Source organism: Burkholderia plantarii, from assembly GCF_001411805.1.
In the GTDB taxonomy this organism is placed as follows: domain Bacteria; phylum Pseudomonadota; class Gammaproteobacteria; order Burkholderiales; family Burkholderiaceae; genus Burkholderia; species Burkholderia plantarii.
In genome coordinates this window covers 2,061,191-2,073,754 of the sequence record NZ_CP007212.1, presented here as the reverse complement: position 1 = coordinate 2,073,754, position 12,564 = coordinate 2,061,191, and the positions used below count along the sequence as shown (strand labels likewise).

The 12,564-nt window shown below is 67.7% G+C and carries 11 protein-coding genes and 1 CRISPR repeat array; of the genes, 6 read left to right on the top strand and 5 right to left on the bottom strand.

Going from position 1 to position 12,564, the window contains the following annotated elements; translation table 11 throughout:
• Positions 1-35: 35 nt before the first annotated feature.
• Positions 36-1,103, bottom strand: a complete 1,068-nt coding sequence (locus tag bpln_RS08910; RefSeq protein WP_042624913.1) for an alpha/beta hydrolase family protein — start codon at positions 1,101-1,103, stop codon at positions 36-38.
• Positions 1,104-1,210: 107 nt separating this feature from the next.
• On the opposite strand from bpln_RS08910, the gene bpln_RS08905 reads away from it, so the two are divergent.
• The 6 genes from bpln_RS08905 (at position 1,211) to bpln_RS08880 (ending at position 6,708) form a co-directional block, all read left to right on the top strand.
• On the top strand, positions 1,211-2,134 hold the full coding sequence (locus bpln_RS08905; protein WP_042624912.1) for a LysR substrate-binding domain-containing protein: 924 nt from the start codon (positions 1,211-1,213) through the stop codon (positions 2,132-2,134).
• 151 nt (positions 2,135-2,285) lie between these two features.
• Positions 2,286-3,539, top strand: a complete 1,254-nt coding sequence (locus bpln_RS08900) for an ABC transporter substrate-binding protein (RefSeq protein WP_055138612.1) — start codon at positions 2,286-2,288, stop codon at positions 3,537-3,539.
• Positions 3,536-4,303, top strand: a complete 768-nt coding sequence (locus bpln_RS08895) for an ABC transporter ATP-binding protein (RefSeq protein WP_055138611.1) — start codon at positions 3,536-3,538, stop codon at positions 4,301-4,303. The genes bpln_RS08900 and bpln_RS08895 overlap by 4 nt, the downstream gene beginning before the upstream one ends.
• Position 4,304: 1 nt before the next feature.
• Entirely contained in the window at positions 4,305-5,246 is a 942-nt protein-coding gene (locus bpln_RS08890) for a branched-chain amino acid ABC transporter permease (RefSeq protein ID WP_055138610.1), read from the top strand.
• Positions 5,243-6,289: a branched-chain amino acid ABC transporter permease gene (locus tag bpln_RS08885; RefSeq protein WP_244132067.1), complete on the top strand. Its 1,047-nt coding sequence runs from the start codon at positions 5,243-5,245 to the stop codon at positions 6,287-6,289. Before bpln_RS08890 ends, bpln_RS08885 begins: the two co-directional genes overlap by 4 nt.
• Positions 6,286-6,708 carry a FixH family protein gene (locus tag bpln_RS08880; protein ID WP_055138609.1) on the top strand — a complete coding sequence of 141 codons (423 nt, stop codon included), beginning with the start codon at positions 6,286-6,288 and terminating at the stop codon, positions 6,706-6,708. The genes bpln_RS08885 and bpln_RS08880 overlap by 4 nt, the downstream gene beginning before the upstream one ends.
• A gap of 122 nt (positions 6,709-6,830) precedes the next feature.
• Positions 6,831-8,119: a CRISPR direct-repeat array (repeat unit 28 nt; unit sequence TTTCTAAGCTGCCTACGCGGCAGCGAAC).
• A 129-nt stretch (positions 8,120-8,248) separates the two neighbouring features.
• Here the strand turns inward: bpln_RS08880 and cas6f are convergent.
• The 4 genes from cas6f to csy1 form a co-directional block, all read right to left on the bottom strand.
• Positions 8,249-8,815, bottom strand: a complete 567-nt coding sequence (gene cas6f / locus bpln_RS08875; RefSeq protein ID WP_055138608.1) for a type I-F CRISPR-associated endoribonuclease Cas6/Csy4 — start codon at positions 8,813-8,815, stop codon at positions 8,249-8,251.
• Positions 8,816-8,820: 5 nt separating this feature from the next.
• Positions 8,821-9,837, bottom strand: a complete 1,017-nt coding sequence (csy3, locus tag bpln_RS08870) for a type I-F CRISPR-associated protein Csy3 (protein ID WP_042624907.1) — start codon at positions 9,835-9,837, stop codon at positions 8,821-8,823.
• 70 nt (positions 9,838-9,907) lie between these two features.
• Positions 9,908-10,957 (bottom strand): type I-F CRISPR-associated protein Csy2, encoded by a 1,050-nt coding sequence (gene csy2, locus bpln_RS08865; protein ID WP_055138607.1) that lies wholly within the window; start codon positions 10,955-10,957, stop codon positions 9,908-9,910.
• Entirely contained in the window at positions 10,954-12,327 is a 1,374-nt protein-coding gene (gene csy1, locus bpln_RS08860; RefSeq protein WP_055138606.1) for a type I-F CRISPR-associated protein Csy1, read from the bottom strand. The genes csy2 and csy1 overlap by 4 nt, the downstream gene beginning before the upstream one ends.
• Positions 12,328-12,564: the final 237 nt, after the last annotated feature.

The window sequence follows — 12,564 nt, the reverse complement described above, 5'->3', positions numbered from 1 at the left end:
CCGATGCCCGCCCAGTTCTCCCCTCTCCTCCCCCCTCACAGCAACACCACCTCGTGCTTGGCCGTCGCCGGCCCGTCCTCGTCGCCCACGCCGGCCGCCTCGCGCTCGGACACGATGCGGCCCGGCACCTCGGCCGCGAGCCGGCCGCACTTGAGCCATTCGAGCACGAGCGGCCAGAGCTTCGCCTCGAAGCGGCTGTGGAAGAACGCGAAATGGCCGATCGCGGTTTCGCCGGCCAGCGCCGGCGTGAGACGCAGGTGCGTGACGCGGCTGTGCGTGAAATAACGCAGCAGTCGTTCGATCGCCGCGATCGTGCCGAACGGGTCGTCGCTGACGCTGACCGCCAGAATCGGCGCGCGCAGCGCCGCGAAGCGCCGCACCAGCGCGCCGCGCTCGGCGTCGCTGCGCCAGATCGGCGCGTGCCGGTAGGTTTCCTCGAACGCGCCGCGGCTGCGGCTCCACGACAGCGCCACGCCGCGCGGCGTGTCCTCCATCCAGCCGAGCCGGCGCGCCGGGAAATAACCGCACAGCGCGGTCAGCAGCGGCATCACCACATGCCACTTCCAGAGCATCGACACCATGCTGCGCGGCGCGTAATCGCGCCAGTGCGCGTACTGCGCGCCCATCGTGAAGACGCGGCGCACCAGGTGGTTCGACGGCGCGAGCCCGAGCGCGAAGCCGCCGATGCTGTGCGCCACCACGTCGATCGGCTGCTCCGGAAACGCGGCCGCCACGTAGCCGAGCACCGCCTCGGTATCGCGCTCGCCCCAGTCGAGCCAGCTCGCGTCGAGCCGGTGCAGCGCGCGCGGGCGCGATTCGCCGATCCCGCGATAGTCGTAGACCACGGCGTCGCAGTCATGGCTGAACAGCCAGGCCGCGAAACGAAAGTAGTAGCGGCAGCGCACCGAGGTGGCCGCGTTGACGATCACCACCGGGCGCGGCGCGATCGGGTCCGGCGCCGCGCTGTGGCGCCAGACGAAACCGCGGATCGGATAACCGTCGGCGGCGGTGATGGTGACCGCTTCGGGGCCTGCAGGGGAGGTATCCATGTCGTGCATATGTCCAATCGGGGCGGTTGTTTCCATCACATGCATCGGGTGCATGTCGAGCCTATTCCGATCAATCGGGGCAGGCTTCCTGACCGTTATTGCACTTGACCACCCCGGATAACTCAATCAATCTTCTCGCATCACTCGGATGAGGCACACGCATGACAGCCCAGCTCATCAAACTTCCTTCGCTCGATTTGATGCGCGGCTACGTGGCCGTCGGCCGCCGCATGAGCATCACGCTCGCCGCCCAGGATCTGTGCCTCACGCAATCGGCCGTGAGCCGGCAGGTCAACGCGCTGGAGGAAGCGCTCGGCATCCGCCTGTTCCATCGCGGCTATCGTTCGATCTCGTTTACGCCCGAGGGCGAGCGGCTGTTTCGCGCGGCCGACGGCGCGGTGCGCCAGTTGCAGGACACCATCGAGGCGCTGACCCATCCGAAGGTGCGCCAGCCCGTGACGATCACGGCCAGCATCGGCGTGGCGAGCCTGTGGCTGCTGCCGCGGCTCGGCGAGCTGCAGCGCATCCACCCCGGCGTCGATCTGCGCGTGGCGGCCACCGACAAGCTGCTCGACCTGCGCGCCGAGGGCATCGACCTGGCGATCCGCTACGCGGCGGCCGACCATGCGCCGGCCACCTCGGTGCGGCTGTTCGACGAGACCATCGTGCCGGTCGCGCCGCCCTCGCTCGGCGTCACGACGCTCGACGCCGACACGCTGGCGCGCCACGTGCTGCTCGAATTCGACGGCGCGCGGCGTCCGCTGCTGCAATGGGCCGACCACCTCGGCGCGCTCGGCCTCGACGCCGCGCATGCGCGCGGCATGCTGCGCTTCAACCAGTACGACCAAGTGATCCAGGCCGCGCTGTCCGGGCGCGGCATCGCGCTCGGGCGTATCGCGCTGGTCGAGCCGCTGCTCGCCGACGGCCGGCTGGTGGCGATCGGCGACGCCGGCGCGCCGCGCGCGAGCGGCCACGCCTACTGGCTCCATCAGGCCGAGCTGGCGCCGCGCGAGGACGTGCGCGCGGTGATCGACTGGATTCTCGCGGCGACGCGATCGGGTGGCGAGATGGATCCGGCGGGTTGACGCCGCATCGCCCTCTCCCCCGCCTCTACCAAAGCTGGTAGTTGTCGCCACGCCTACCAGCTAGTGAAATCGTGAACATCTCAACGACGGTCCCGCACGGTGCCGGCATCGTGCCGCGTGCGCCGGGGCTGCTCCCTGGAGGAATGTCACGATGAAGAACACGAAGGTAGCGCTTGCCCTTGCACTCGTTTTTTCGGCGCTCGCCGGCGCCGCGAGCGCGGCCGCCGGCGCGTCGGACGCGCAGCGGGTGGTGAGGATCGACGGCTTCGGCGCGGAATCGGGCGTGCTGCGCCCGTTCGGCGCCAACAGCGAGGCGGCGCTGCGCGCGGCGGCCAAGGAGATCAACGACGCGGGCGGCGTGAAGCTCGGTGACGGCGCGCGCGGCAAGATCGAAATCAGCTATCACGACGACAACTGCACGCCGACCGAAGGCGTGGACGTGGTGCGCCGCCTCGCGCAGACCGACGCGCTGATCGCGGTGGGCACCACCTGCTCCCCGGTGGTCCAGGCGGTGTTCGGCTCGCTGCAGAAGAAGGCCGGCGACGCGACCGACTCGGGCCTGCAGTTCCCGGTGTTCACCGACGTGGCGATGAAGATCGGGCTGGCCAAGACCTCGGACTGGTCGTTCCGCAACATCCCCGACGAGAACGCGATGTACACCGACGTGTTCAACTGGGTGCGCCGCGAGCATCCGGACGTCCACACGCTCTACGGCGGCGTCGAGCAGAACTTCGTGCATTCGAACCAGACCTGGTACCAGGTGATGAAGCCGCGTGCGCAGGCGGCCGGTTTCGAGGTGCTCGGCGAGACGCGCTGGCTGCTCGACGACACCAACTTCGCCGATCAGGTGCGCGACATCAAGCAGAAGAACGCCGACGTGGTGGTGATCTCGGCGCACCCGTACTCGGCCTGCGGCGTGCTGAAGGAATTGCAGCGCCAGGATGTCCACCCGAAGGTGCTGGTGGGCCTGACCAGTAGCTCGACGCCGGAACTGCTGAAGATCTGCGGCCCGGCCGCCGAGGGCATGGTGATTCCGACCAGCTTTGCGCCGATCAACGCGCGCGCCGAACGCGCCGCGAAGGAGACGGCCGGCTACGGCGGCTACGCGGACCTGCACAGCATGGCGGCCTACGAGATCCTCTACATGATCAAGACGGCGATCGAGACGCGGGGCGTGCTGGCCAGGCCGGACAGCGTGCAGGCCGATCGCGAGAAGCTGCGCGAGGGCCTGACCGACATCCACACCGCCGACGGCCTGCTCGGCCCGGTGGGCCGCACCGCCGAGCGCGAATCGGTCAAGCCGTTCGTGCTGGTGCAGGCGCACAACAACGTCTGGAAGGTGATCGAGCGGCCCGCCGCGCACAACGACGTGGCCAGCAACGGCCCGGCCGCGCGCCAGCCGTGACGCGGCCGCTGGTGGAACTGCGCGGCGTGGGCCGGCGCTATGGCGCGCTCGACGCGCTCGCCGGCCTCGACCTGACGATCCGTGCCGGCGAGACGCTCGGCCTGATCGGGCCGAACGGCTCGGGCAAGAGCACCACGCTCGGCATCGTGGCGGGCACGCTGAGGCCGAGCGCGGGATCGATCCGCATCGACGGCGCGGACGTCACGCGCGAGCCGGCCTGGCGACGCGTGGCGCACGGCATCGCCTGGACCTGGCAGCAGCCGCGCGTGTTCACGCGCCTCACGGTCGAGGCCAACCTCGCCGCCGGGGGGCGCGCCGCGGCCGACGCCGCGCTCGCGTTCGCCGGGCTCGCGCACCGGCGCCGCGCGCTGGCCGCTACGCTGACGTTCTCGGAGCGGCGCCGCCTCGAACTGGCGCGCGCGCTGACCACCCGGCCGCGCGTGCTGCTGGTCGACGAGCCGGCCTCCGGCCTCGACGAGGCCGAGATCGCCGAGCTGCGCACGCGGCTCGCCGAGCTGCGCGCGCGCGGCGTGGCGATCGTGGTGGTCGAGCACCGGATCGGCTTCGTCGCGGCGCTGGCCGAGCGCATCGTGGTGCTCGAGAACGGCCGCGTGCTGACCGAAGGCACGCCCTCGCGCGTGCTGGCCGACCCGGCCGTGCAGCGCGCCTGGCTCGGCGGATCCGCGCCGTCGGAGCCGTCGGCGGCACCGGCTACCCCAAACGAAACGAACGCCTCGGGCACCGGCCCGGGCGCGCGTGCCTGAGATGCTGGCGCTGCTGTTCGACGCGCTCGCGCTCGGCGCCGCCTACGCCCTGCTGGCCAGCGGCTTCACGCTGGTGTTCGGGGTGCTCGGGCGCGTCAACCTCGCCTACGGCGCGACGGTGATGTTCGGCCTCTACGTGGCGATTCGCGCCACCGCCGCGCTGCCGCCGGTGGGGGCGTTCCTGGTCGCGCCGCTGGTCGCCGTAGCCGTGACGATCCTCGCGAACCGCTATGTCGACCTGCTCTGCTTCGCGCCGCATCGTGACGGCTCGGGCGTCACCGCGATGGCGGCGAGCTTCGCGGTCTGGATGCAGATCGAGGAAGCCGGCGCGCACCTGCTCAGCGCGCATGCCAACCCGTGGCCCTCGCCGTTCGCGAGCCTGCCGGCGAGCTGGCAGGCGCTGCCGCTGCGCGCCGAGCATGGGGTGGCGCTCGGCTGCGCGGCGCTCGTCACGTTCGGCTGCCGGCGCCTGATCGGCCACACGCGCTTCGGGCTCGCGGTGCGCGCGATCGTCGACGACCGCGCCGCCGCGACGCTCTCGGGCGTGGACGTGCGGCGCGTCTCGGCGCGCGTGGTGGCGCTGTCGGCCGCGCTCGGCGCGCTGGCCGGCTGCCTGATCGCGGGCATCCATGGCCAGGTCAGCGCGATGTTCGCGATGTGGGCCACGCTCAAGGGGCTCGCGGCGGCCGTGCTGGGCGGCTTCGGCTCGCTGCCGGGCGCGGTGGCGGGCGGGCTCGCGCTGGGGCTGATCGAGGCGGCGCTGCAGGCGCTGTTCGGCGCGCAGGCACGCGACCTCGGCGGCGACCTGCTGCTGTTCGTGGCGCTCTGCGCGTGGCCGGGCGGCCTCGCCTCGCTGCTGCCGCTCGCGCGGGTTCGCGACCGTGGTCATCGCGCAGGCCGCTCAGACCGCGCCGCGCCGGCCGACGGAGCCGCCCGCCCATGACGCTGATTACCAATCTCGGCCTGCTGTCGTTCCTCGCGCTGTCGGCCTACGTGCTGGCGATCGCCGGCGATTTCTCGTTCGGCCAGCAGGCGCTGTTCGCGATCGGCGCCTACGTGGGCGCGTCGGCCACGGTGCTGGGCGACTGGCCGCTCGGCGCGGCGCTCGCGGTGGCCGCGGCCGCCGGCGCGCTGTCGGGCTGGCTGCTGCGCGCGGCCACGCTGCGGCTGTCGGGGCTGCGCTTCTCGCTGGCGATGCTGGCCGCCGCCGAGACGATCCGCCAGGTGCTGCTGCTGATTCGCCTGCAGCGCCCGGGGCCGGACGGCGAGCCGATCGGCCCAGGCGGCGACGAGGGCTTCGCGGGCATCCGTTACGTGTTCGAGCACGGCATGACGCCGGCCCAGGTCGCGCTGATCGTCTGGGTCACGCTCGCGCTGGTGCTCGTCGCGCTGACCGGGTTCGAGCGCACGCGCCGCGGCCGCGCCTGGCGCATGGTGGGCGAGGATCCCGCGCTGGCCGCCGCGCTCGGCATCGACGCGCGGCGCGCCAAGCTCGCGGCCGCCACGCTGGCGGGCGCCGTCGCCGCGCTCGGCGGCGCGCTCTACGCGCATTGCAGCACCTATATTGAACCCGACAACTTCGACGTGATGATCGGCATCCACGGCCTGTCGTATGCGCTGATCGGCGGGCTCGGCTCGCCGTTCGGGCCGCTGCTCGGGGTCGCGCTCGACCTCGGCCTGCTGGAGGGCACGCGCTTCTTCCACGGCTACCGGATGATCGCGTTCGGCGGGCTCGTGGCCGGCGTGCTGGTGGTGCGCCCGCGCGGGCTCATCGACGAGGCGCTGGTGGCACGGCTCGGCGGCCTCTGGCCGAGGCCGCGGCACGTGTCGGCCGCGCCCGCGTCGCTCGCTTCGGTCAGTCCCGTTGCACGTTCGATCCCGCGTCCGGCTTCACATGCCACCGCACATTCCGCTTCACATTCCGCTTCACGTTCCGCCACGCAGGCGGCTTCGCCCCCCACCCCCACCGATACGGAGAAGGCATGAAATCATCCCGCCGCGCGCGTGCGCGCCGTCTGCTCGTTGCGCTGTTCGAATCAATCGTGGCGATTGCGCTCGTGATCGCGCCGCTGTTCGCGAATGCGGCCACGGCGCCGCCCGCGGCACGCATCGGCTGCTCGCGCGCGGGCGGCGACGGCGCCTATGACTGCACGATTCGCCTCGCCGCGCCCGGCGGCGCGCCGCTGCGCGACGCGCGCTTCACGGTGAGCGCCGACATGCCGTCGATGCCGATGGCGCACAACGTGACGCCGGTGGCGGCCGTGCCGGATGCGGACCCGGGCGTCTACCACGCCCGCCTCGCGCTCGAAATGCCGGGCGTGTGGCTGGTGCGGCTCGATTTCAGCTCGCCGGCCGGGCTCACGATCGCGCGCAAGCTCAGCTTCGACGATGCTGGCGCGCATTAGGGTTTGTTCACGCAGCCAGCCTTGCCATGCCCAACTGCAGGCTATGCACGTAGCCGGTGCTGTAGGTCAGCCAGTGCAGGTGGCGTCCATCATCCAAGTTTTTGGAATCGGCCATTCGATATTTTCTAAGCTGCCTATGCGGCAGCGAACGTGCGTGGGTGGCGGCGTGCAATGTGGCTGAATTTCTAAGCTGCCTACGCGGCAGCGAACGAGGGGCGTGACGCGGCATGGCTGGCCGGCGATTTCTAAGCTGCCTACGCGGCAGCGAACAAGACGAGCCACTACTGGCTGATCGTCGGCAATTTCTAAGCTGCCTACGCGGCAGCGAACGCATGAGCGGCCCGGAAGAATGGTTCGACATGTTTCTAAGCTGCCTACGCGGCAGCGAACTCGGCGTCTGCTTCGTTTATCTGCTGGTGCTCTTTCTAAGCTGCCTACGCGGCAGCGAACCCGATCCAACCGATCAAGTAGCGAGCATCGATTTCTAAGCTGCCTACGCGGCAGCGAACGCGTAGGAACGTGAATAGGAATGCAGGATCTATTTCTAAGCTGCCTACGCGGCAGCGAACGAGGAAGAGCGCAAAGGGCGCCAGGACTGGAATTTCTAAGCTGCCTACGCGGCAGCGAACAGCACTTCGCGGATGCGCTTGCAAGCCTCATATTTCTAAGCTGCCTACGCGGCAGCGAACGGCGCAGCAACCCATTCACCCGACATCTGCGATTTCTAAGCTGCCTACGCGGCAGCGAACATGCGTCAGATGGCGTGGGAGCGCAAGTACGAATTTCTAAGCTGCCTACGCGGCAGCGAACGTCGGCCGGCCGCCAGATACAGCCGCATGCGTTTTCTAAGCTGCCTACGCGGCAGCGAACTATGACCACGTCGTGATCGATGCCGGCGGCCATTTCTAAGCTGCCTACGCGGCAGCGAACTGGCCTTGACCGTCTCGTCGTCCGGCCGCATTTTTCTAAGCTGCCTACGCGGCAGCGAACTATTGGAGAACCCCCAATACCGTCTCCAATATTTTCTAAGCTGCCTACGCGGCAGCGAACACCGGCTGGCTCACCGCGAAGCAGCTGGACGTTTTCTAAGCTGCCTACGCGGCAGCGAACCTGAACACATATGGCTTCATGGTGTGGTCTCATTTCTAAGCTGCCTACGCGGCAGCGAACTGCGCATTTGCTTCCTCGATGATCCGCAACGATTTCTAAGCTGCCTACGCGGCAGCGAACCCTTGTCGTTCCACCGAGCATTCTGGCGTGGTTTTCTAAGCTGCCTACGCGGCAGCGAACCAGCGCTCGGCCAGCATGCGAGCAGCGATCTCGTTTCTAAGCTGCCTACGCGGCAGCGAACGCGAACTCGGCCCTGAGTTGCCGGACGTCGACTTTCTAAGCTGCCTACGCGGCAGCGAACTACCCTCCCAACCACCCAACCCCATGTTTCCAAAAGCAAAACTCTGCCAAGGAAGCGAAACACCCAAATTTTCGCTTCCTCGCTAACCCATTGATTTTTAAAGCCTCCTTTTCCGGCCACGGAAAAGGGTTAAAACCACGGCACCGTCGCGCCCTGACTCAACCCGTAACTGTTGAACGCTCCCGCTACCGCCTCCCGCCCCTCATTCCCCTGCTCAACAAACAGGCAAAACCCCTGCCCAGTGCTCGTGCTGCGCAATTGCACATAAGGCAGATCCGGCCGCCGCTCGACGCTATCGGGAATATGCGCCGCGGCCTGCTCGGCGGTTTCCCCCTTGCGCTGCATCCGGCGGCGGCGCAAGCGCTCGGCATTGGTCTTGAACTGGCGCCGCCGCACAACCCGGTGCGTCGCCCCCGCCGGCACCGGCGCCGCTTCGGCCACCACAACGTGATCGCGCATCCCCTGCAACCATGGCTGCGCCATCAGTTCGCGCAAACCCACATCTCCACCATGCAGCCGCAGCACCGTTCCGACCGAGCGTGGTCGCAAGCTGTATTCCGGAAAGCTGATGCCGATGTCGTCGCGACGCATCTGCACCAGCACTCGATGCAGTTTCGACACCAACGCACCAAATACATGCACCTGACTGAATTCAGGATCAGGCAGCAGCCTGATATCGATGAAATGTGTCGTCATGGCGGTCAGCTCGCGTCGCCGAACACGCCGCCGCGAATCAGCACCGCCAGCACGAAATGCTGCTGCTCGACGGGCGGAATCCGGTCCTTCAGCAGCCAATCGTCGAGCAGCGTATAAAAGTCCTGTTTCTGCTTCGGCTGCCGATACGCCTTGCCCTGCGTCGTCACGGAGCCATACGGCTCGACGGCGATCGGCCCAAGCTCGTCCGCGCCCTCATACCAGCTATCGATGGTCCGGATCGCGTTGCCGATCTTTTGTGAGTGAATCGCCGCGATATCGCGCACCTGATAAAGCGTCTTGCTCTTGCGGCTCGAGCCTTTGTCGAGAATCAGTTCCTGCGACGGAAACACCTCCTGCCCTCGTCCAAGGCGCACATACGCAGTGACCTGCAGCAGCACGTCGGTACGACCAGCCAGCCCGTCTGCAATCAATTCGCCAAGCTCGGCAAGCGGCGCATCGGGCGTCTCGATGGAGCGCAGGTTCAGCGACAGCGCGTCGAACGTCCAGGTCCGTTCGGCGGCTCCCTTGCGCAGCCGCGCAATCTCCACCCGCACGCTCTCCGCGCCGATCCGGTTGCGCCAGAGGAAGCGTCCGTTGGCCAGATTGGCTGCATAGCGATTCGCGAGTTCGGCGAAACCATGCTGCTCGACATAAGCACTCACCACGCTCGATAGCTTCGCGCGGTAAGCCGCGCTGTTGCAGGCCGACGGCGTGCCCGCGCCGGACAGCACCCGCAGCGTGAATTGCACGCGCAAGGTGTCGGCATCCGACGGCAGCGTCGCCACATCGACGGTTTGCAGATTCGGCTTCTCGATCGCGGCGTCGAGCTTCGCGGGATCCTGCTCCTTCGTCTTCAGGCGGTTCGAGATCGTGCCGCGCACCGATTTCTCGCGAATCTCCACCGGCGTCCAAGCCGACGCCTTGTCATGGTCATCCCAATGCCCCGCGTGGAAGATCGCGTCGGACGGGTCCAGTTTGCGTTCGAACGCGAGCACGGTCGCGGTGGTCAGTTTTTCCGACATAAAAGCCATCCTGAGATTTGGGTAGAGACAAACGAACAACCCGGCCGGGTTGTCCACTCGTAATACAAACTCAATCGAAATCGGGAAGATCGTCGTCGCCCGGCTCGTTCGCGCCCGCCGGCCCCTGGTAACCGCTGCGGCAGCGGTAAAGCCCCGCCTTGCCGTCGGTTTCCGGCTGCCAGAGCAGTTCGTGCCAGTGCGTGACGCGGTGCGGGCTGATCCACTGCCCGAGTGAATAGATCGATTCGACCCAGACAAACGGCGTCGCCGCATCGCGCGTATTCGCGACCGCACCGGGCGCATGCGGCTTCGTCAACGCCGCATAACCCACCGGGATCGGTACGATCCAGCCGCTGCCGCGCGGGCGCAACGGGTCGCCCCAACGCAAGCGCTTCGCGGCGTCGGCGCCGCTGCCGGCCGACTCGTCGGGCAGCGGTTGGTGGTTGAAGCGTGCCGCATGCAGCCACGCGTCGAGCAGGCTCGCGTCGTCGCCTTGCTCGCGCAGCAGGCGATGTCGCTCAGCCAGCAAGTGGTCGCGGCCCACCAGCGCGTACCCGGGCAACCATTGCCGCCGCCAGCGCGCAAACAGCCGAAGCTGTTCCTCATAGTCGTCCGGCAGCGTCGCGATCCACGGCCGCGTGCGCCGGCCCGGAATCGCACGGCCCGGTAAAACGGATCCACCGGCCACGCGCATCCCGGCGACAATCTCGCCGATCCTCGTGGCCCATTCGTTGCGGCCAGTGTCGTCGCGCAGGCCGGACGACGGCGCGTCTCCCGCCGTTCCGGCATCCACGACGTCGAACAGCAGCGTGAGGTCCAGATGCATGCGCCCTTGCTCGACAATCGCCGCCGTTGCGCCGTCCTTGTCCACCGGGTTGCGCGTCAGGCGGAACGTCTTCACGTAGCCGTCCTGGACCTGCTCATCGAAGTCATGGCAGATCACGCCCACGCGCCGCAGCTTCAACGGAATCCCCGCGCCGGCAAGCTTGCGTTGCAGCGCCCACATCAACCCCGTCATCGCCGTGATGGAAGGAAAGCCGTGGGTCAGCGGGCTCGAGATCGCATTCGCGTTCTGGATCTGCAGATGAGGCAGGACCAGCAGCGCCTCGATATCGCTCATGCGCCCTCCGTCGAGACGTGGCTGAGGTGAACGTGATCGAGCGCGTCGCGCATACGCCGCAACTGCTCCTGCCAACTGCTGTCGTCGCCCAGCAGCGCGCGCTGCCATTCGCGCGCCTCGTGGTAGCCGACGTCGGGTAACTCGTGCCGCAGTTGCGCGTTCAACCATTTGCCGAAACGCGCGCCGATGCGCTCGGGCCATTCCATCGCGAGCCAGCGCACGGCGAACTCGCGCTCCTCCGGCAACTCGGCGCGCAGCGGGTCGAGCCAGAGCTTTTCGTCATCGTTCAGATCCGCGAACGGCGCTTCGCGCGTCCAGCCGGCGGGATGACGAAGTAGCTCGCCGGCATAACTCACCAGTTCGTCGATGAGCCGATCGCGCAAGGCATCCCGACGTGTCCGCGTGTCGAGATTCGCGGATGGATCGCCGCTCAGGAACGTGCGCAACGCGTTCAGCGTGCGGCGCACCTCTGGCCGCCCCGTGAACGGGCGATCGAAGATCGAGTCGGTATGAGCAGGCAGATGGTTGAGGCGGCTGTCCCACACCGGCGGCAGCGACGACAGCAGATAGTTGTTGCCGCCTCGCTCGCTGTTGAGCTGCGAGATGTTTTGCGGTTTCGTGCCGCCAAGTTTCTGCACGGCGAGATCGCGATACTCGCGATAGACCCCGTCGAACGGCGCGCCCTCGCGGCGTGCCTGGCGCGCCAGCTTGTTCGCCTCGCCGAAACGGGCATCGTGGACGTCGTCGTAGACGGCCTGCACGAGCGAAGTCGGGTAAAGCGGCGCGAGCAGGTGGTATTGAGCATCGTCGCTCGGATCGTCGCCGGTCAGCCAGTACACCTGCTTCGCGAGTACGTGAGAGCTGGCCGTGCCGTCTCGCGCTTCGGTCAGGTTCAGGAACGCATCGCGCAGCGCGGCCGCTTCGACGGTATCGTCGGCGAGTGCGCTCAAGGCGCCGGCGTCACCAGCCTGGAGCGCATCCAGCAGCGTGCGCCCATCATGTTCGACCTTGAGCAGCTTGACCACGTCGAGCGCAGCGGCGTTGCCGACCACGTCCAGCGCGAAGCGGCCACCGAGCGTATGGCTACCCAGGTCCGTCAGCGTGGGCAGATCGGACGGCGCGACGTGGAGGTTCGTGCCACGCGCATCGGGGTGGATCGGCTTCAGCGAGTGCGTCACGGCCTGGATCTGCCGGACCCGCCGCGCGGCGTCGGGAATCCATGCGGTGCGCTGGTGCTCCGCGATCAGGTCGGCTCGCTTCGGATCGTCATCGGGAAGCTTGTCGAGTTTTGCCTGGAGACGGGAGCGCAGGAATGCATCGACGGCGGCCCTGAAACTTGAATTGCCCGGTGCTGCTGGTGAGTCGGACATTCGGTTTCCTTCGGAATGGGTTTGACGAAAGCCCCCGTCGTCTGCGCAAACGGTGGGGGCGTGGAATTACGCCTTTATGCGGTGCGTATTATGAAATTGTGGTTATTCACCATCGACATCCCTCCTTGCAAAGCAGGCTTCTTGCATTTGGAAATGTAACGCGCTACCGGAGCTGAACAGACTGACTCGTCCGTACAGCGATCGGAACATTAACGCCGACCAAGCCAGTAACGAAGT